A 20406-nucleotide genomic window follows, 5' to 3' on the forward strand; every position below is an offset into this window, starting at 1 on the left:
ATTAATGGTTTTTAGAAAAAATTATGATTATTTTGCTTTGATAAGCTTACTTATAGTTTCTTTTGTTGGTATATTGTTGATTTATTCTAGCGATTATAATATTAGTGGATCCTTAACTAAGAATGAATATATAAAGCAAACCTTTTGGGTAATTATTGGATTTTTTTTAATTTTTATAGTGGGCAGATATGATTTAAAATTTGTGTATAGTATGGTATATCCTTTATATTTTTTATTAATATTAGCTTTAATTTTTACTGCATTTTTTGGAATGACTGTAAATGGAGCAAGGTCTTGGATTGGTATATGGAAACTTGGAGGACAGCCTTCTGAATTTGGTAAAGTTGTTATTATTTTGACCCTTTCAAAATTTTATACTGAAAAAAAGGGTTATAATGAATTTTTTACCTTTATTGCTGCATTTTTATTAATTTTTCCATCGGTAATTCTTATATTGTTGCAACCTGATTTTGGTACAGCGATAGTATATTTAACCATTTTTATATTTATTTCTTTTTTTGCAGGAATAGATTTGCATTATGTTTTAGCATTTGCGTTGATAGGATTTTTTTCTTTTGTTTTTGCGATTTTGCCGGTTTGGTATGAATATAAGGTAAATATGGGCAATGTGTTTTATCTTATTTTCTCAAATCCTTTTTATTTTAGAGTAATAATGGGAGTGCTGCTTTTAATACTTTTGATTTCTGTTTTAGGATTTTTTATTTCTAAATATGGTTTGAGTATCAAAATAATTTATTTTTATGTATTTTTTGCAAGTTCTATTTTATTGGTTTCAATAGTGCTTTCAAAGGTCCTTTCAAAGTTAATGAAGACTTATCAGATTAAGCGTTTTTTGGTATTCTTAGATCCAGCTATTGATGCTAAGGGTGCTGGTTGGAATTTGAATCAGGTTAAAATAGCAATTGGTTCTGGTGGTCTATTTGGAAAAGGATTTTTAAAGGGACCTTATACCCATGCTAATTATGTGCCATCTCAAAGCACAGATTTTATTTTTTCTATTCTTGCTGAAGAGTTTGGGTTTTTAGGTGTTAGTACTATTTTAATATTATTTTTTTTTCTTTTTTTTAAATTTTTAATAATAATGAATAAAAGTCAAGATAGGTATATGGCCTTAGTAATATCTGGAATTTTAGGACTTTTATTTTTCCATACTTCTTTTAATGTTGGAATGTCTTTAGGAGTTCTTCCTATTACTGGGATTCCGTTTCCTTTTCTCTCTTATGGAGGTTCTTCTACTATTACATTTTTTTTAGCAATGTCTTTTTATTTTAATATTGAATCAATAGTTGCTATGGATTGAGAATATATTTTCAGTTTTTTGTTTTCTTATCTCTATTTTTTTAGAAAATTTTTTTGTATATTTTAATTTAGTAATTATAAATATTTGAGGTACGTATTTTTTGCGTAAAAGTGATGAATGTGAATTTTAATTTTTTAATAAAAATTAAAAGGCCAAAGGTATTGTTGTGAGCAAAGATTTAGACAAAGAAGATATTCTTTACAAAAAAAGACACTCAATAGCTCATGTTATGGCAGAAGCTGTTTGTGATTTATTTCCAAATACTAAGATTGCAATGGGGCCTCCTATTAAAGATGGTTTTTATTATGATTTTGAATTTAAAAAGCAAATTACAGAAGATTCTCTTTTAGATATAGAAAATAGAATGAGAGAAATTTTAAAGACTGGGAGTTCTTTTGAAAAAGAAATAATAAGCGTAGAACAGGCTCTTGAAATTTTTAAAGATGAACCTTATAAGATTGATTTGATTAAAAATTTTGATTTACGAAATGAAGTTTCTATTTACAAGAGTCACAATTTTATTGATCTTTGTAGGGGTTCTCATGTTGAGAATATGAATAAAATTGATCCAAAGGCATTTAAGCTTACTGGTATTGCTGGAGCTTATTGGCGGGGCAGTGAAAAAAATCCAATGCTTACCAGAATTTATGGAACCTTGTGGAATAATGAAAAAGAGCTAAGATCTTATCTTAATTTGAGAGAGGAAATAAAAAAAAGAGATCATAGAAAGCTTGGAAAAGAGCTTGATTTATTTTCTATTCATGAAGAGATTGGTCCAGGACTTGTTTTTTTTCATCCCAATGGTGCTAAAATAAGAGCTTTAATAGAAGATTTTTGGAGAGAAGAGCACTCTAAAAATGGGTATGATATTCTTTTTACTCCTCATGTTGGTAAATCTTGGCTTTGGCAAACTTCTGGTCATTTAGACTTTTATAAGGATAGCATGTTTGAAAAAATAGAAATGGATAAAAGTGATTATTATCTTAAACCTATGAATTGTCCTTTTCATATTGCAATTTACAATACAGGCAAGCATTCTTATAGAGATTTACCATTTAGATGGGCTGAACTTGGCACTGTGTATCGTTATGAAAAGATAGGCGCTTTGCATGGCATGATGAGAGCTAGAGGGTTTACTCAGGATGATGCTCATATTATATGTACTCATTCTCAAGTTTTAGATGAGATTAAAGAAGTTCTTAGGTTTGCTATTTATATGTGGAGTAAATTTGGCTTTAGTAACCTAAAGGCATATCTTTCTACAAAGCCTGACAAGTCTGTTGGGAATGATTCTGATTGGGAAATGTCTTTAAAAGTTCTTGAAGAGACTTTAAGCGATTTTGAAGTTCCTTATGAAATTGATAAAGGGGGAGGTGCTTTTTATGGCCCTAAAATTGACCTTAAGATAGTTGATTCGCTTGAGAGAGAGTGGCAGATGAGTACAATTCAATTTGATTTTAATCTTCCTGAGAGATTTAATATGACTTATACTGCTGAGGATGGTAAAGAAAAAAGACCTTTTATGATTCATAGGGCCTTGCTGGGATCTATTGAAAGATTTTTTGGGATTCTTGTAGAGCACTATGGTGGGGCGTTTCCTTTATGGTTATCTCCTGTTCAAGTAGTAATCATTCCTGTTAATAATATTGTAGAAGATTATGCTATTAGGGTTTTTAATAAATTTAAAAATGAGGGGATTAGAATAAAATTTGATAATAGTTCCTCAAGAATGAATGCTAAAATTAGAGAATATCAGGCTAAAAAAATACCTTATATGTTTATAATTGGTGAGAGAGAGGCAGCAGAAGAGAGAATATCTATTAGAACAAGAACAAATGAGCAAATAAATGGAATTAAACTTGATGAAGCTCTTAAATTTATTTTATTTAAAATAAGAGATAAGGAGATTTGATAAATTGAATAATTTAATCAAGTTTATTACCCCTAATAAAATAACATTAGCTAGAATTATGCTTTCCTTTATTATATTAGTTTTATTGTTTTTGGAAAATGTATTTTTTTCGTATTTGTTTTTTGGAATTATTTGGTTTTTAATCATTTTTAATGAATTTACTGATTTTATTGATGGATATCTTGCAAGAAAATATGATCTTGTTAGCAATGTAGGCAAAATTTTAGATCCTTATGCAGATGTTTTGCAACATTTAACATATTTTGTTTTTTTCTTTTACAAGGGCATAACCCCATATTATTTTTTTGTAATATTTATTTATCGTGAAATTTCTATTGGGTTTGTTAGAAATTTAATTATTCAGTTTAATGTAGTTCAACAAGCAAATTTTTTGGGAAAATTAAAGTCATTTCTTTATGCTGTTTGCACTTTTGCAAGCCTTTTATTTTATACTTTAAATCAACTCAACTTTACAGAACCTGTTCAAAATTTTATTAGCTACATTTTAACTTTTGAATTTAAATTTTTATTTGTTGTTCAAATGGTATATGCTTGTGCAGCTTTTTTTGCAATTTTATCATTTTTAGAATATGTGTTAATATTTTTGAATGTAAAAAAATATGAAAATAAGTAAGACATTAATTTTGCTATTTTTATTTACAAAACTTTCTTTTATTCAAGCTCAAGTAAATCAAATATTAACAGAAATTACTCCCTTAACTATTTTAAGTAAAAATGGAAAAGGAAGTATTTATTTAAAAGTCAGCAAATCTTCTGATTATATTTTAACCCTAGATAAGAGTTCAAATTCCGATTTTGTTTTTAAAATTTATGATATTTCAAATAAAAAATATATAACTGATAAAGTAAAAAGAAGAGATTTTAAAATAAGATTAAATAAAAATTTTCTTTATGCAATAATATACGTTGGTACTAAAAATGAAAATATAAAGTTTTCGCTTACAGATTTAGATTTTTCAATTTTAAGTAGCGATTTCATGAAAGCTAAAACATCTAAGATTGAAAAAGAAGATTTATTTTTTACTTTAAAAGATTTGCCTGTTTTAAATTTAACCACCAAGCTTAAAAAGTATGTATTAAGGATTTATAAAAGCAATATTTATATTGCCTATCAATTAGAAAATAGCGATGACATTAAAGTTGCTGAGTTTATTGAGGATGTTGGTTGGTTTAATCTTGATTCATCTGTTAATGGGAATATTACTAACATAGTTAATTTTGATTTTTCAATTAATTCGAAAGGAAATTTATATATTGCTTTTGTTACGAAATCAGGACCCGATTTTGCCAGTGAGCTTATAGTTAAAAAATTTAATAGTAGAAAATGGATTGATATTAGTCCTGGTCACATAGAAAATTTTGGATCTTTATTAAATATTAGCATTGATTTAAAAGATAGGCTTTATTTAGCATATTTAAGAGAAATTAGAGGTGAATATAAAATAAATTTAATCTCGAATATGGGCTACGGAAGTATTTGGACTGATGTAATACATGCTTATTTAAGCAAAGGTGATTCTAATGTTAATTCATCAAGCATTGGGCTAATATCTGAACCTTTTTTGGGTATTTTTTATAATTATAGGTCAAATAATGAGATTAAATCTGAGTTTGTTGTAAACAACGAGAATACTTGGGTAAATGCAAATATTCCTTCTGTTTATATGGCTAATTTTATTAAAGGCTTTTTTGATTCTAATCTTAATCAAATAATTATGAGTTTTGTTTCTGAAAATAGACCTATTGTAAATATCTGTCCTTTGAAAAGTAGTAGGTGGATTAATATAAGTCCTAATGTTGAAATGGAAGGTTCAAGTGCTGATATTGGGCTTTATAAAAATAATTTGTTTTTAGCTTTTGAAGACAATAATAATGTAAGATTAATTTATTTTAAGAATAAAAATTGGTATTTTTTAAATAAGTTGGAGAATTTTAAAAGTGATGTTAATAGTCCCCAGATTGGAATTTATAGCAATCAAGGGATTGTAGTCTCTACTTTAAATTCTAATTCCAATGAATTATTTTTTACTTTGGTTTGCCAATGAGAGTAATTCAGAGTAGGGTCTAGTTTCAAGATTTTCTTTTAATCCAAATTGATCTATGATGTTATCAATTTCTTTTTTTGCCAAGTCTATATCATTTTGATTGTTAATTATTTTTTCTATTTCTAAGAAAAATCCAAGATTTTTAATTTCGTTTATTTCTACATTTAAATTATTAGTTTTATAAATTAAACTTTTTTTTATCTTTTTGAATAGCTTTTTAAATTTGAGCTCTTTTATAAGGATTAAAAAATTGTTAATACTATCTATTTTGAATTCTACCTCTTTATTAATTTCTATAGCATTGTTGTTGTCTAATATTTTTTTTTTAAATGTAACAATTTTTTCTAGAGTATTTAATTTTCTTATTCTTATAATTTTTTTTTGGTTTGAGTAATAGATATCAGTTTTTATTTCTTCTTTAATAAACTTAAATTTTTTATTTGCTAGCTTAATAATTCTTTTCAATTCTTTTGGAGGAATAAATGCTTTTGATTCTATTTCAAACATATATTAAAAATAATGTAATTATGATAATATTTCAATGTTAAAATATTATGCTATATAAGATAGATTTTTAATAATTTAAACAACTTTTTGTATTATATGTTGAAATTTGAATTTAGCGATAGGTTTTTACTTTTTAGTTATTTTGTTTTAATTATGTTTATAGGCTCTCTTTTGTTAATGTTGCCTATTTCCTGGGAAGGAGATAGCAAATTGGCATACATTGATGCTCTTTTTACTGCTGTTTCTGCTGTAAGTATTACAGGTCTTATAACGGTTAAAATGGAAGGTTTTTCTACTTTTGGATTTATTTTAATAATGTTGCTAATCCAGCTTGGGGGCCTTGGATTTATAAGTATTACTACTTTTTATTTGCTTATACCTAAAAAGAAAATGAATTTAACAGATGCAAGAATAATAAAACAGTATTCCCTTTCAAATATAGAATATAATCCTATTAGAATTTTAAAAAGCATATTGTTTATAACTTTTTCAATTGAAATGATAGGTTTAATATTAATACTTATTTTTTTTAAACTTAGAGGAGTTAATATTTCATTCTTAGAGGCTTTATTTACTACAATTTCTGCTTTTTGTAATGCGGGTTTTTCAATGCACTCTGAGAGTATTTATGCATGGCGAGATGTTCCTGAAGCTATAGTTGTGGTTTCTATTTTAATAATTTGTGGTGGACTTGGGTTTATGGTCTATAGGGATGTAAATAATACTATTAAGAACAAGAAAAAACTATCGCTTCACGCCAAAATAGTTTTTTCTTTAAGTTTTGTTTTAATTATAATAGGTGCAATTTTATTTTTTTTTACAGAGATGTATAAATTGAAAGATGGTTATTCAATGAGTACTTTAATATTTAATTCAATTTTTTATTCGATTAGTACTAGAACAGCTGGTTTTAATTATCTTGATAATTCTTTAATAAGTGGAAGAACTCAAATAGTTTCTTTACCATTTATGTTTATTGGTGGTGCCCCCGGATCAACTGCAGGAGGAATTAAGATTACAACATTTTTTTTAATTATATTAGCTGTTGTTAAAAATCAAAACGGCAATGGATATATTATTGGGTCTTACAAGGTTTCAATAGATAGTATAAGATTTGCACTTTTATTTTTTGCAAGAGCTATTTTTATTTTGAGTTTTTCCTTTTTTATGTTGCTTTTTTTTGAGGGAGGATCTGGCAAATGGAAAGTTATTGATTTGGGTTATGAAGTATTTTCTGCTTTTGGAACGGTTGGTCTTTCGGTTGGAGTAACTCAGGATTTGTCATTTTTTGGGAAAGTCATTATAATTTTTACTATGTTTGCAGGACGAATAGGACTTTTTTCAATGGCTGTTTTTGTTTCAAGAAAGTCACGTTTTGAAGAATTTACAAGGCCAAGGCAAGATATTTTGGTTGGTTGAAGCATATGAAAACATTTGTTATTATTGGACTTAGTAATTTAGGAATTCATTTGCTTGAGGATTTAAGTAGGCTTGATTGTCAAATTATTATTATAGATACATGTAAAGAACTTATTGAAGAATATGACGTGATATCTACAGAAAGCTTTGTTGTTGAGCAATTCACTAAAAATGCTTTGAAAAGAATAATTCCAGTAGATACAGATGCTGTTGTTATTGACTTTGATGATGATCTTGGTAAAAGTGCTCTTGTTACGCACTATTGCAATCTTTTAGGTTTGAAAGAAATATGTGTTAAGACAGAAAATAGGGATGATGCAGAAATATTAAAAACTCTTGGTGCAACAAAAATTATATTTCCAAGTAAAGATGCTGCAAGAAGACTAACCCCATTATTAGTATCTCCAAATCTTTCAACTTATAATATTATTGGGTATGATATTATTGTTGCTGAAACTGTTATTCCTAAAGAATATGTTGGTAAAACTCTTTTTGAAGCTGATCTGAGAAGAGAATGTGGGATTACAGTTATTGCTGTTAGAAATTTAAGTAATTCTAGGTATGAATTTGTTGATGGGGATTATTTTTTTTTAAAAGATGATAAAATTGTAATTTGCGGGAAACCAGATAGTATTGAAAATTTTACAAACAATAAAGATTTGATTAAAGATTTAATTTCAGGCTCTAAAGAAGATGAAAATTTAAATAAAGATGCTGAAAAGAAATCTAGATTTTTAGGGATTTTTAATTTTATGAAAATTTTTAAAAAAGATCATAAGGATAATTAGGGTTTAAGAATGGCTAAAATTATTCCTGTAGCAAGTGGCAAAGGTGGTGTTGGAAAAACATCTTTTGTTGCAAATGTTGGTTATAAGCTTTCTAGTTTAGGTAAAACTGTAATACTTGTTGACCTTGATCTTGGTGGCTCTAACCTACATACGTGCTTGGGAGTTAAAAATAAGGGCGTGGGCATTGGTTCTTTTATTAATAAAAAGAATAAAAATTTTTCAGATTTAGTATGCAAAACATCTTATGATAAACTTTATCTTATTCCAGGCGATGCTCTTTATACAGGAACAGCCAATCTTCCTTTTCCTATTAAGAAAAAGATTATAGAATCCATTCAAAAAGATCTTATTGCTGATTTTATTTTTTTAGATTTAGGATCTGGAACTTCTTATAATACAATAGATTTCTATTTGGCATCTTATAGTGGTGTAATTGTTACAATCCCAGAAACCCCTTCCATACTTAACGCTTATTCTTTTTTAAAGAATGCCCTTTATCGTCTTTTATATTTGGGATTTCCTCAAAAAAGCCCTGAAAGGGATTATATTAGTAATTTTTTTAAAGATAAGATTGAGGGGACAAACCTTGGTTTTAAAGATTTGGTTGTTGGGATTGAGCTTATTTCTTTGAGTTCTTCTTTGAAAGTTAAGAGGATGATGAATAATTTTTATCCTAGAGTGGTGTTAAATAGAATAGAAACTAGCGAAGAGATTGCTATGTGTGAAAATTTGATTAATGTTGTTAAGAATAATATTAATATACCAATAGAGTTTATAGGTTTTGTACCTTTTGCAAGAAGCTTTAGAGAGGCTATTAACAATAGAGTGCCATTTGTTGATTTTGAGAAAAATTCAAAGTTGAATAAATATTTTGAATTCATAGCTGGTAATTTAATTAAATCTCCTATTGAAGGGTCTCCTTATATTTACGATGACATATACGATATGATTAAAGATCAAAGTCGATTTATTAGAAAATAATTAGGCTATAATTCTATAAAGGAGTATTTGGTGTATAGAATTAAAAATGAAAATTTAGATTTTAAAATAGATAGCTTGGGAGAATGCAAACAAAACAATCCTTTGATTGATTTTTATGCTAGTGAGGGTTCTTCACATTTTGTTAATGAAAAAAATAAAATCAAGTTTAGTGTATATAGGAATGAGGACAAGGGAGATAGATATGAAGATGTTCTTTTAGAAAAAGCAGGACCTAGAGAAAAAATTTATTTTGTGCCTAGGCATGTTAAAGCGGCTATTACTACTTGTGGTGGGCTTTGTCCCGGCTTTAATGATGTTATTCGGTCTATTGTGCGAACTTTATGGAAAATTTATGGAGTTCGCAATATTTATGGAGTAAAATTTGGGTATCAAGGGCTTCTTCCTGAGTCAAATTCACCTTTTATTAATCTGAATCCAGATGTTGTTGATGATATTAATAAATTTGGAGGCACTATTCTTGGCTCTTCAAGGGGTGGTATTAAACCTGTGGAAATAGTTGATACTTTAGAGAGAATGAACATTAATATGATTTTTAACATTGGCGGGGATGGTACTCAAAAGGGGTCTCTTCTTATTGCTGAGGAGATAGAAAAAAGAAATTTAAAAATAGCAGTTGTGGGCATTCCTAAAACTGTAGACAATGATTTTATGTTTGTTCAAAAATCTTTTGGATTTGAGACCGCTGTAGAACAAGCTGTTGCAGCTGTTGCTGGCGCTCATTTTGAAGCTAATAGCGCTTATAATGGCATTGGACTTGTTAAAGTTATGGGGCGGGATTCTGGCTTTATTGCTGCTCATACTGCGCTTTCTTCTAATGATGTTAATTTTTGTTTAATTCCAGAGCTTGATTTTGACATAGAAGGTCCTAATGGATTTCTTGTTCATCTTGAAAGACGACTTTTGGAGAAAGAAAGCTTAGAAGAGATTCCTCATGCAGTAATATTGATAGCAGAAGGAGCAGGTCAAAAATATTTTGATCATTTTCCCAAAAAGAAAGACGATTCTGGGAATTTGCTTTATGAGGATATTGGACTTTATATTAAAGATAAAATTACAGAATATTTTAAAGCAAAAAACATACAATTTACTCTTAAATACATTGATCCCAGCTATATTATTAGGAGCTCGCCTGCTAATGCTAGTGATTCGCTTTATTGTGCTAGGCTTGGGTCAAATGCTGTGCATGCTGCAATGGCTGGTAAGACAAAAATGTTGATTAGTTTGTGGAGTACAAAATTTGTGCACATACCGATTAAGATGGCAGTAATTGACAGAAATAAGGTTAATCCAAACGGTTCTTTTTGGAGAGATGTTCTTTCAAGTACGGGACAACCAATTAGCATGAAGAATTAAATTAATTTAATTCTTCCTATTTGGCAGCATTTCCAGCAATATTTAATATATCCCAAGTTCTTGAGAAGGGTGGAGAATATGAGAAATCCATCATCCCCAACTCCTTTGTTGTAAGTTTTGAATAGATCGCAATTGCTAAGGCATGAATTCTTATTACGGCTCCATCTTTTCCTATTGCTTGTGCTCCAAGGATTATTTTGGTATTTTCCTCATAAATTAATTTAATATGAAGATCTTCTTGGCCTGGATAATAATTTGTATGATTTTTATCCTTTACAAAAATCGTTTTATATTTTATTTGAAGCTTTTTTGCATCTTTTTCTGTAAGCCCTGTTCTTGCAGCTTCTAAAGATAGTATTTTAATTGAAGCTGAGCCCAATGTACCTTTAAATGCTATACGATTGCCAGCTAAATTTTCACCAACTATTCTTCCAAGTTTGTTGGCTGTTGTTGCCAGAGGTATGTATTCATTTTTTTTGCTTGCTATATTATAAATGGTTGCACAATCTCCTGCAGAAAAAATATTTTTTATGCTAGTTTCGCCATACTCATTTACAATTATTGCTCCATTTTCAATAGTTTTAAGTTGGTTTTCTAAAAATTCAGTAGCAGGTTTTATTCCTGTAGCAAGTATAACAGCGTCAGCTTGATAAGTGTTTTTGTTTGTTAATACTCCTTCTACTCTTTTTTCTCCTATTAAACTTTTTACAAATTCATTTGTGTGAAGATCAACTCCCTTTTTTATTAGCTCTTCTTCCATTATTGTAACTATTTCTTCGTCAAAGGAATCTATTAGTATATGCTTGTCTAGTTGAATTAATCTTACATTTTTTCTTTTATTTTTTGCTGCTTCTACCATTTCAATTCCAATGTATCCAGCACCAATTATCACTATATTTTTAATTTCTTCTTTATCCATTAAATTTTTTATTTTTTGACCGTCTTCTAAATTTCTTAGCGTATGAAAATTTTTTATATTGATATTATTGATTGGTGGGATAATAGGTTTTGCACCAGTTGCTATCATAAGTTGATCGTAAGTATTGTTAAAAATACTTCCTGTTTTTTGGTTTTTTATTACAATTATGTTGTTTTTTGCATCTACTTTGATAACTTCGTGGTTAGTTTTAACAGAGATTCCAGTTTTTTCGAATTCTTCTTGTGTTCTTGAGATCATTGTATTTGGATTGTCAAAAAATCCCCCTACAAAGTAAGGCAAGCCACAGGTTCCAAAAGATACAATATTTGTTTGTTCATAGATAGTAATGTCTAGTTTTTTGTTTAAGCGGTTTGCTTTAGCTGCCGCACTAGTTCCTGCTGATGTGCCTCCAATAATTATTATTTTCATCATTGTTTTCCTATTTATTTGGTTACAAGCTCTTTTTGGTTGTATATATTGTGGTTAAATTGTTTAAGTTGTTTGGCAGATATAACGCCTGCAAGCATTGAACCGCCCACATTAACAGCTGTTCTTCCCATGTCAATTAAAGGTTCAACAGATATTACAAGTCCTACCAATCCTACTGGAAAGCTCATTGCTGAGAGTACCATTAATGAAGCTGTTGTTGCACCTCCGCCAGCACCAGCAGATCCAAATGAAGTTATTATTATTATCCCAAGAAGTGTGAGTATAAATGAAATATCTGTAGGGTTTATTCCTTGAGTTGGCGCTATCATTATTGCAAGCATAGCAGGGTGTATTGCTGCACAACCATTTTGCCCAATTGATGTTCCAAAGGAGCTTGATAAATTTGCTATTCCTTCGCTTACTCCCAGGGTTTTAGTTTGAATTTCTACATTAATAGGGATAGTGGCGGCACTAGACCTAGATATGAATGCAAATGTCAGTGCTGGAGATATTTTTTTTATAAAAGTAATTGGGTTTAATTTGTTTATTGCAATTAATGCCATATGCATAAGAAATGTGAGACCTATGGCAATGTAGGAAGCAATTACAAATTCTCCAAGCTTTATTATGCTTTTGATTTCGCTGGTTGCTGTAATTTTTGTCATCAAAGCTAATATAGCATAAGGCGTTAGTTTTAAAATTAAAGTTACTATTCCTAATATTGTGTCTTGAAGAGTTAATATTATTTTTTTAAAAAATTCTATTGATTCTGGTTTTATTTTAGAAGTTTTAAGAGAGGCTATTCCTATGATGGCTGAGAATATCACAACTCCGATTGTTGAGTTTTTTCTAAGTCCCGCTAAATCTTCAAATATATTTTGTGGAATAAGCTCTGCGATTTTTTTTGTGATTGGTGTTTGATTTAATATTTCAAGGCCTTTTTGCAATTTTTCACTTTGTAAAATTTCTCTGGTTCCCACTTGTAATCCTTCAGCTGTTAACCCAAATATTAAAGCAGTGAAAATGCCAATTATGGCAGCAATACCTGCTGTAAATACCAGCGTTAATATTACAAGTATGCTCATTCTTCCAACATCTTTACTGTTGGTTAATTTTATTATTGCAGATATTATTGATGTTATTATTAAGGGGATTATAATCATTTTAAGGAGCCTTACGTATCCATCGCCCACAATACTTATCCAATTAATAGTTTCGTTTGTTATTTCTGAATTTGCGCCATAAAAATATTGGATAGTCATTCCAAATGCTATTCCTATTACTAATGATATAAACACTCTTTTTGTAAAAGAGACATTTTTTCTTTTGCAAAGATAAACAAAGCTTATTAGAATAAGCATTGTTATGATATTGATCAATGTATATAATATACTTGTTTTGTCCATTATTACCTCTTGTATAAGCTTAGTGCATTCTTTTTAAACTTAAGGTTGTATATTAAAAATTAATTAATCTTGTTTGAAAATTTTTTTAGAATAAGATTCTATGATTTCATCTTCAAAAGTGTCGTTTTTTAAAATTTGATTTGCAATAATTTTTCCCAGTTGAACTCCTTCTTGGTCAAATGAGTTTATATTTAATAAAAATCCTTCAAACATTACTTTATTTTCGTAATGGGAGAGTATTGCGCCTACTGCATAAGGTGTTAATTCTTTTGAATATATTAGTGCAGAAGGTCTCTCGCCTTTGAAATTTTTATTTTTGTTATCATTTTCTTTGCCTTTTGAAAATGCTATTATTTGAGCTATTAAATTTGCTTTTAATTTGTCATTGCTTGAGCTATTATCAGATATTACATCTTCTTTAAGTTGTGTTTCATTAAAACCTATGAAATCCATTGGAACTATATCTGTTCCTTGATGAAGCATTTGAAAGAACGAGTGTTGAACATCCGTCCCAATGCCCCCCCAAATTATTCTTACGGTCTTGTAGTTTATTGATTCGTTAAACCTGTTTACACTTTTCCCATTACTTTCCATTTCAAGTTGTTGTAGGTGAAGATAAAAATTTTCCATTGCTTTAGAATAAGCAATGATGCAGTTGCTACTGTAGTTGAGAACATTTCTTTCATATATACTAATTAATGCTGCCAAGAGAGAAGCATTGTCTTTTACGTTTTTGTTTAGTGATTTTTTGTCAGCCCTATTGGCACCTTTTATAATTTCTTTTACAATTTTTTCTGTGAAGCAAAGAGTAAGCAGTGTAAGTCCAACTGCTGATGTTGGGGAAAATCTTCCACCTATTGAATCATGCATGAAGAAATATTCAAGATATCCTTTTTCTTCTAGTGCTAACATGCTATCTTTTAATGTTATAATGACCATTTGTTTTTTATATTCTTTTATGCCATTTAATTTTAATTTGTTTATTAAGAATTGCATATTAGCTTTGGTTTCTAATGTATTTCCACTTTTTGAGACAATAATAAAAAGCGTTTCATCAATATTAATGCTGCTTAATACGTCTTCTGATTCGTCTGGGTCAATGTTTGAAATAAAGTAACCATTCATTAAGGCTAGATTGTGTTTTTTTGCATAATTTTTTATTGCACTATAAAGAGCTTTTGGGCCTAGACTGGACCCACCAATTCCTATTTGAACTACATTTTTAAACTTTTTACCATTTGTGCTTTTAATATTTCCAGAATGGATTTGCTTTGTAAAATTATATATTTTTTCAAGTTCTGATTGGAAAAACTCTCTCATATTTTCTTTATTATCTTCTATTACGTCCTTACCAATTTGTCCTCTTGTAAGGTGATGCAGGACTTTTCTATTTTCACTAATGTTGATCTTTTCCCCATCAAGCACTTTTTTATATTTTTCTATTAAATTTGCTTCATCGCTTAAATTTTGAAAAATTTTAAGGTGGTTATCATTAATTTGCTTTGATGCATAGTTATAATGCACACTATCTCCTTCTATTGTAATGTCGTATTCTTTTATTCTTTTTCCAGTTAATGCCGTTTTGAGCACTTCTGGAGCAATCTCTTCAAGGATTTTAAAATTTTCAAGCTCATTAAGATTTTTGTAATTTAACATAAACACACCCCTTTGTTATGGTTTAAATTTTCCTATTTTTTCTTTTACACATGTTTTTAATTTTTAAGATAATAAATTTAAGGAATCTTATTATTATATTGCTTTCAGAATAAATTTTTAAGTAAGCTTCTCCTTCGTTTGCCTCGCTTCTTGTAAATGATTTTCTAACATTATTCTCATCAAGTTCAATTTCAAGTAAAGTTTTTTTGTTTTCAATTGAGATTACCTTTACTTCAATTTCTTTATAGCCTATTTCTTTTAAAGCTTGATATCTTCTAAGCCCTGCTATCAAGTTTTTATTTTTGTCTATTATTATTGGATAAATTAATCCATGTTTTATAATACTGTTTTTAAGAGTTTCAATGTCTCCTACATTTTTTCTAATTCTTTTTTTTATTTTTATTTGATCGATATCTATTAACATATTGTTTTAATCCAATTGGATATCTTCTCCGTTGACGTCTTTATTGTTAATTTTCTCATTTTCATTGTTGTTTGAATTTAATTCTTTTATGCTTTGTATTTCTGTGTTTATTTCATTAACAATGTCCTCGTCTTTAGTTTCTTTGGCGTTTTCTCTAAGCATTTCCCGGTTGTTATTATTTAGATCTTGTTGTGAGTTTTCATTTTCTATTTCATTTAAGGGTTCTTTAATGTTCATTTCTATTTCATCTTCATTTTTATTTTCTTCATTATTATTTTCTTCATTATTATTTTCTTCATTATTATTTTCTTCATTATTATTAGTGCTTTCAAGATTATTATGATTATTATTAATGCTTTCAAAATTATTATCAAGATATTCAAATTCAGGAGTGTCAAAATTTATTTCATCGTTATTATTAATTTCATCAATTCCATATATGTTAAATTCTATTGTATTTTTAAATTCTAGTTTATTTTCATAATATTTTGATTTTTCGACTGGCTGGGTGCCAGAAATAAATAGTTCATTTATTATTTTCTCATCGGCTATTTCTTCTGGTAGTAGGCCCGTTTCTGCTTGTACAGGGATGCTAATTATTCCTGCAGGTTTTACAAAAACTTTTTTGGGTAAGTTTTTGTGATATTCTGCCATAAATTCTCCCCAGCTAGGCCCTGCCAACCCTGTTCCTGTTCCAGATATTCCTAGTGAATATCCTTTTTTATCAAATCCAACCCAAAATGCTGTTGTTATATAAGGAGAGTATCCTATTGCCCATCCGTCTGCCCAATTTTGTGTTGTTCCCGATTTTCCAGCAATGTCAGATTTAAAATTTTTGAGATTTGTATATCTTTGATTTGCTAAGGTTCCGTATTGAATTGTTGATTTCATCATATCTGTGATGATATAAGCAGCTTGAGGAGACACTATTTGAGTTTGATGTTCTTTGTTTTTTATTTTAGCCAATATGCTTGCTTCTTCATTTGTTATTATTCTTCCGGCTCTGTCTTCAATGTATCTTATTCCATAAGGTTCGATTTCGTTACCACTATTTCCCAAAATTGCAAAGGCTCTTGCCATTTGGATTGGAGAAACTGATATTACACCCAATGCTAGTGGATAAACTTTTGGAAACGTTTTTTCTATTTCTTTTGGATCTGTTATTCCTAGTAGTTTTGAGGAGTAGCTAATTGCAGAGTTAAAACCTAGCTTGTCTAATATTCTTAATGCCGGAATATTTAAGGACAAAGCTAATGCTTGGCGAGTTAAAACGTTACCCCTCCATTTGCCACCGTAATTTCCTGGAGCATAAATCTCTCCGTTTTTATTTAGAAATGCTACTGGAGAGTCTGAAAACATTGTGGCAGCTGTTATTTTTTTTAGATCAATTGCGGCTGCAAAATATAATGCTTTGAATGCACTTCCAGGCTGGACTTTTGCTTGTGTGGCTCGATTAAATTCATTGTCTTTAGTATGTCCACTCCCTCCAACCATGGCTCTTATTGCTCCGCTTGTTGTATCTATTGCTATCATTGCTCCTTCAGGCTGTGCAATAAGTTTTGGTGTTAATTTATTTTTTATAATATATTCTTTTGTTGCTTTATCTATTTTATCAATTCCAAGTATAGCTCCAAAGCTTGCAATTAGATCAATATTGTCTTCGTAAAATTTTCTTTTTCTCAGTTTTTTGTATTGTCTTCCATTTATTCTTAAATTTTTAATTCCCAGTAAATCTGATATTGCATCTACTACGGGGACAATTTCTGAATTAATAATTATTGTTTCGGATGATCTGTTTAAATTGTGCATTGTTCTTGCTTTATTAATCATATCGTTTGTAACTTTATCTGCATGTTTTTGTGCCTCAAGGTCAAGAGTTGAATATATTGAGTACCCATCTTTATATATGTTTGCACCATCTGGTAAATATTTTAGTATTTTTTGTCTTATATATTCAGAGAAATAAGGGGCTTGATCTTTTTTGTTTGAAATTGCAGATGTGTCAGCCATTCTAGTCCAATCGTAATTTTGCCAGTATTCATTAAATTCTTTTTCAGCAATTTCAGCTTTGACTATTCCATTTGATACAACTTGGTTTAAAACTGCGCGTTGTATTTTTTTTGAAAATTTTGGATTGTAAAGAGGTGAATAAAGTTTTGCATTTGGAAGTTGGATTATCATCATCACAGATTCTGCTGTATTGATTTTATTTACACTTTTGCCAAAAAAGAATTTTGATGCTGCAACTATTCCATAGTTTCCGTTTCCAAAATAAACTTTATTAAGGTACTTCTCTAGTATTTCGTATTTTGAGAGTTTTTTTTCAAGTTGAATTGCCCACCAGATTTCATGTAATTTCCTCAAAATAGATCTTCTTGCTTGATTTGTGTAGAGAAGCTTTGCAAGTTGTTGGGTTAATGTGCTGCCTCCTGAAAAATATCTGCCAAGAACGATATTAAATGCAGCTCTAAATATTCCTATCAGAGAAAAACCTCGATGAGAAAAAAAACCAATATCTTCTCGTATTAAAAGTGTATTAATTAGATTGTCAGGCATTTTTCTCAAAGGCATTAATTCTCTATTCTCATCAGATATAAATTGAGTTATTTGTTTTCCATTAATATCTAAAAGTCTTGAAGGAACTGCTGGATTTATATATCCAAAATTTTTATCCTTTTGTATGTTTATAGTCTTAGATACTGCTAATGAGAGTGTGATAATAGAAAAGCTAACTGCGAAATATGTTAAATAAATAAGCAGCTTATGTGTATTTATTTTTTTAAAATTAGGGCCATTTAATCTCATACTTTTTACTAAAGTATACTATAAGTGCATAAGAATTAATAATGTTATAGGTTGATTGTTATAGTGTAAAATTATTGTTATAATTTTACACTATGTAAAAAACATTTTTTAAGTTTTGTTAATTAAATAGATGCTGTGAGGGGGGGGTGGGTGTTAGTATGTTTTTGATTTTAAGAGTAGGTTTATTGAATGTTGATTAAGTGCGTTTACAGCTTAATTGTTTTAAACTTTTTTATTGATGTAAAACTGTTTAAAACAGTTTTAAGCGTTGTTTAATATTTTTATATTCAGAAAAGGAGAAAGGAGAGGTTTATGCTTTTATCTAGAAAAATAAGGGATTATGGGGCTAAGTATAGGGGTAAAGAGATTAAAATGAGCACAGAGATAAATAGTTTTTTAAATCTTCGCAATACTATCGAGTTAAGAATAGGCTCTTATACTGTTTTTGGAGTGATTTATTCCATTTCTATGGATTCTCTTAAGCTTATTTTTCAAGAAGATACTGTATTGCCTGCTTTGGCTAAAAATAAAAATTTAGGCTCTATTCAACTTAAGAAAAATTCAGATTCTAAGAGTAGTGCGGCTTTTTTCCCCTTTTTGTCTGTAAAACTATTGAGCGCTTCTGCTTATTCTTCTCAGAATAGAGAATACAATTTATTAACATTAGAATTTTTATCTCCTGCACCAGAAGAGATTGCTATTAAAGTTGGAAAGCTTCTTGATTTAAAACTTGGGCAAAATCAGAGAATTCATGAGAGGATTATTATCGATAAAGATTCTATTAGAAAGCTAAAAATTGATTCTGATAAAGCTTATATCAAGTTTAATGGAGCAAAACATAAATGCTTAATAAAAGATTTATCTTATGGGGGCGCTTTAGTAATTTCTTCTTTTGATTATGGAGATGTCGAGGGAGATGCAATTGATTTGATTTTTAGTTTTGAATTTATGGATGAAGAAATTTTTATTGAAGGTAAATCAAAAAGCTTAAGCGTTATTCAGACGCCCAATGGAAAAGTTTTTGCGCTTGGTATTGCTTTTAATGAAGACAAAATACCACTTGAGTATACTATGCTAATCCATGATTATTTTAATTAATTAAAAGATTTAAATTTTTGTTAGGTGATTATGCGAAAATTTATTTGTAATAGTTAGTTTAAGTCTTTTTAGTTTTATTTGTTGGTTTTGTTGAGGGAGGATATGTTTTGGGTTTAGCCTTTTGCTTTTAGTTTTAGAATTGTTTTATTGATAAGTATTTATGTTTTTTAAATTTATAAAATAGCAATTTAGCATCATTTTTTGTTAATAAATCTATTTGAACTGGCTTTTTTGATTCTATTGTTTATTGAGTATCCAAGTTCTTCGTCTTTTAAGAATTCACTAAGTATTTGTTTGTAGTTGTTTTCAGAATTTACCAGCTCTTTGTAAAGATTTTGTGCATATTCTTCAAGGGTATTAAATACTATAATATTTTTTTTATCCCATAAAAAATTAAATAAATAGGATTTTAGAGTAGCTTTTGTGATGAGTATTTTTGTATTTTTGTTTAAATATCTTCTTATGTTATCTTGACTTTTAAATAAATAGACGGGAATTTTTGGTTTGTAATGTTCTATTATGTTTCCGGGTGATTTTTCTAGTTCTATTTTTGTTTCTGCATAATTTACCGTATATTTTCCTTGAAGTTCATTTTCTATCATTTTTTTTGTTATTGCACCTGGTCTTAATATCAGTACGTTATCTTTTAGGTCAAATCCAATCACAGTTGATTCGATTCCAATGTTAAATTCTTTGTTCTCTTCTGTTTTTATTATTCCCTTTACAAGCCCATTTAATTCTTTTAAGGCCATTTCGAAATTTGTTGAGCTTGGTCTTTTTGATATATTTGCAGACGGTGCTACTATGGGGACTTTAGATGCTTTTATTAAGCTTAAAGCTGTTTTATTTGCAGGAATTCTTATTGCCACTGTGTCTAGGTTTCCACTTACAAATCTAGATATTTTTATTGATTTTTTAAGAACATAAGTTAAAGGGCCTGGACTAAACTTTTTGATTAGCATGAGAGCGCTTTTGGGAATATATTCTGATAATTCTTTTATTTTTTTTACTGTATCAACGTGTACTATTAAAGGATTGTTAATAGGTCTTTTCTTTACTAAAAAAATCATTTTTACAGCATCTTCATTGTAAGCATTTGCGCCAATTCCGTAAACCGTTTCTGTTGGGAACACAACAAGTTCGCCCATTTTGATAAGTTTTGCTGCTTTTTTTATTTGGCTGGTGCTGATTATTTCTGTTAATATCATATTTTAGACTTTTTTCTTTTTATAATTAAATCAAAAAAAATGCAAATAAGCAATTTGTAAGCTTAATTGTTTGTTGAAATACGTTTTTATATT

16 protein-coding genes are annotated in these 20406 nt (G+C 29.0%); 9 read left to right on the forward strand and 7 right to left on the reverse strand.

Translation table 11 applies throughout. The features are described 5' to 3' along the window. Window positions 1-4 precede the first annotated feature (4 nt). From rodA to HNP67_RS01555, 4 genes are all read left to right on the forward strand, one after another. Window positions 5-1321, forward strand: a complete 1317-nt coding sequence (gene rodA, locus HNP67_RS01540) for a rod shape-determining protein RodA (RefSeq protein ID WP_184124314.1) — start codon at window positions 5-7, stop codon at window positions 1319-1321. A 166-nt stretch (window positions 1322-1487) separates the two neighbouring features. Continuing rightward, entirely contained in the window at window positions 1488-3233 is a 1746-nt protein-coding gene (gene thrS / locus HNP67_RS01545; protein WP_184124316.1) for a threonine--tRNA ligase, read from the forward strand. 4 nt (window positions 3234-3237) lie between these two features. Further along, window positions 3238-3867: a CDP-diacylglycerol--glycerol-3-phosphate 3-phosphatidyltransferase gene (pgsA, locus tag HNP67_RS01550; protein WP_184124318.1), complete on the forward strand. Its 630-nt coding sequence runs from the start codon at window positions 3238-3240 to the stop codon at window positions 3865-3867. Between the two features lie 10 nt (window positions 3868-3877). Then, window positions 3878-5299 (forward strand): hypothetical protein, encoded by a 1422-nt coding sequence (locus tag HNP67_RS01555; RefSeq protein ID WP_184124549.1) that lies wholly within the window; start codon window positions 3878-3880, stop codon window positions 5297-5299. Here the strand turns inward: HNP67_RS01555 and cyaB are convergent. After that, window positions 5273-5806 (reverse strand): class IV adenylate cyclase, encoded by a 534-nt coding sequence (gene cyaB / locus HNP67_RS01560; RefSeq protein WP_184124320.1) that lies wholly within the window; start codon window positions 5804-5806, stop codon window positions 5273-5275. The genes HNP67_RS01555 and cyaB overlap by 27 nt on opposite strands. Window positions 5807-5902: 96 nt before the next feature. Between cyaB and HNP67_RS01565 the strand changes: the two genes are divergently transcribed. Genes HNP67_RS01565 through HNP67_RS01580 form a run of 4 tightly spaced genes read left to right on the forward strand, consistent with a single transcriptional unit; the run spans window position 5903 to window position 10368 of the window. Further along, window positions 5903-7225: a TrkH family potassium uptake protein gene (locus HNP67_RS01565; protein WP_184124322.1), complete on the forward strand. Its 1323-nt coding sequence runs from the start codon at window positions 5903-5905 to the stop codon at window positions 7223-7225. 5 nt (window positions 7226-7230) lie between these two features. Further along, on the forward strand, window positions 7231-8013 hold the full coding sequence (locus tag HNP67_RS01570) for a potassium channel family protein (RefSeq protein WP_184124324.1): 783 nt from the start codon (window positions 7231-7233) through the stop codon (window positions 8011-8013). A gap of 9 nt (window positions 8014-8022) precedes the next feature. Then, window positions 8023-8994, forward strand: a complete 972-nt coding sequence (locus HNP67_RS01575) for a MinD/ParA family protein (protein WP_184124326.1) — start codon at window positions 8023-8025, stop codon at window positions 8992-8994. Window positions 8995-9024: 30 nt separating this feature from the next. Continuing rightward, entirely contained in the window at window positions 9025-10368 is a 1344-nt protein-coding gene (locus HNP67_RS01580) for an ATP-dependent 6-phosphofructokinase (RefSeq protein WP_002656298.1), read from the forward strand. A 16-nt stretch (window positions 10369-10384) separates the two neighbouring features. Here the strand turns inward: HNP67_RS01580 and HNP67_RS01585 are convergent, their stop codons facing one another. The 5 genes from HNP67_RS01585 to HNP67_RS01605 form a co-directional block, all read right to left on the reverse strand. Then, window positions 10385-11716, reverse strand: coding sequence for a CoA-disulfide reductase (locus HNP67_RS01585; RefSeq protein ID WP_184124328.1), 1332 nt, complete (start codon window positions 11714-11716; stop codon window positions 10385-10387). 14 nt (window positions 11717-11730) lie between these two features. Beyond that, window positions 11731-13122, reverse strand: coding sequence for an L-cystine transporter (locus HNP67_RS01590; protein WP_184124330.1), 1392 nt, complete (start codon window positions 13120-13122; stop codon window positions 11731-11733). Window positions 13123-13185: 63 nt separating this feature from the next. After that, the gene (locus HNP67_RS01595; protein ID WP_184124332.1) at window positions 13186-14778 is read right to left on the reverse strand and encodes a glucose-6-phosphate isomerase; all 1593 of its coding nucleotides are present in this window, start codon (window positions 14776-14778) and stop codon (window positions 13186-13188) included. A 22-nt stretch (window positions 14779-14800) separates the two neighbouring features. Then, window positions 14801-15202: a ParB N-terminal domain-containing protein gene (locus HNP67_RS01600; RefSeq protein WP_184124334.1), complete on the reverse strand. Its 402-nt coding sequence runs from the start codon at window positions 15200-15202 to the stop codon at window positions 14801-14803. A 6-nt stretch (window positions 15203-15208) separates the two neighbouring features. Beyond that, window positions 15209-18007: a penicillin-binding protein 1A gene (locus HNP67_RS01605; protein WP_184124335.1), complete on the reverse strand. Its 2799-nt coding sequence runs from the start codon at window positions 18005-18007 to the stop codon at window positions 15209-15211. A 312-nt stretch (window positions 18008-18319) separates the two neighbouring features. Between HNP67_RS01605 and plzA the strand changes: the two genes are divergently transcribed. Further along, complete coding sequence (gene plzA / locus HNP67_RS01610; RefSeq protein ID WP_184124337.1) at window positions 18320-19105, forward strand: c-di-GMP-binding receptor PlzA; 786 nt, start codon at window positions 18320-18322, stop codon at window positions 19103-19105. A gap of 194 nt (window positions 19106-19299) precedes the next feature. Here the strand turns inward: plzA and HNP67_RS01615 are convergent, their stop codons facing one another. Then, the gene (locus HNP67_RS01615) at window positions 19300-20313 is read right to left on the reverse strand and encodes an L-threonylcarbamoyladenylate synthase (protein WP_184124339.1); all 1014 of its coding nucleotides are present in this window, start codon (window positions 20311-20313) and stop codon (window positions 19300-19302) included. Window positions 20314-20406: the final 93 nt, after the last annotated feature.

It is taken from the genome of Borreliella californiensis (genome assembly GCF_014205885.1).
GTDB classification, from domain to species: domain Bacteria; phylum Spirochaetota; class Spirochaetia; order Borreliales; family Borreliaceae; genus Borreliella; species Borreliella californiensis.

What these genes read in the sequence shown, in the direction of transcription:
- plzA (WP_184124337.1), top strand. Translation starts at nt 18,320, where the DNA reads ATGCTTTTATCTAGAAAAATAAGGGATTATGGGGCTAAGTATAGGGGT.
- HNP67_RS01605 (WP_184124335.1), bottom strand. Translation starts at nt 18,007, where the DNA reads ATGAGATTAAATGGCCCTAATTTTAAAAAAATAAATACACATAAGCTG.
- HNP67_RS01565 (WP_184124322.1), top strand. Translation starts at nt 5,903, where the DNA reads ATGTTGAAATTTGAATTTAGCGATAGGTTTTTACTTTTTAGTTATTTT.
- HNP67_RS01575 (WP_184124326.1), top strand. Translation starts at nt 8,023, where the DNA reads ATGGCTAAAATTATTCCTGTAGCAAGTGGCAAAGGTGGTGTTGGAAAA.
- HNP67_RS01585 (WP_184124328.1), bottom strand. Translation starts at nt 11,716, where the DNA reads ATGAAAATAATAATTATTGGAGGCACATCAGCAGGAACTAGTGCGGCA.
- HNP67_RS01615 (WP_184124339.1), bottom strand. Translation starts at nt 20,313, where the DNA reads ATGATATTAACAGAAATAATCAGCACCAGCCAAATAAAAAAAGCAGCA.
- HNP67_RS01600 (WP_184124334.1), bottom strand. Translation starts at nt 15,202, where the DNA reads ATGTTAATAGATATCGATCAAATAAAAATAAAAAAAAGAATTAGAAAA.
- HNP67_RS01595 (WP_184124332.1), bottom strand. Translation starts at nt 14,778, where the DNA reads ATGTTAAATTACAAAAATCTTAATGAGCTTGAAAATTTTAAAATCCTT.
- HNP67_RS01590 (WP_184124330.1), bottom strand. Translation starts at nt 13,122, where the DNA reads ATGGACAAAACAAGTATATTATATACATTGATCAATATCATAACAATG.
- cyaB (WP_184124320.1), bottom strand. Translation starts at nt 5,806, where the DNA reads ATGTTTGAAATAGAATCAAAAGCATTTATTCCTCCAAAAGAATTGAAA.
- HNP67_RS01570 (WP_184124324.1), top strand. Translation starts at nt 7,231, where the DNA reads ATGAAAACATTTGTTATTATTGGACTTAGTAATTTAGGAATTCATTTG.
- rodA (WP_184124314.1), top strand. Translation starts at nt 5, where the DNA reads ATGGTTTTTAGAAAAAATTATGATTATTTTGCTTTGATAAGCTTACTT.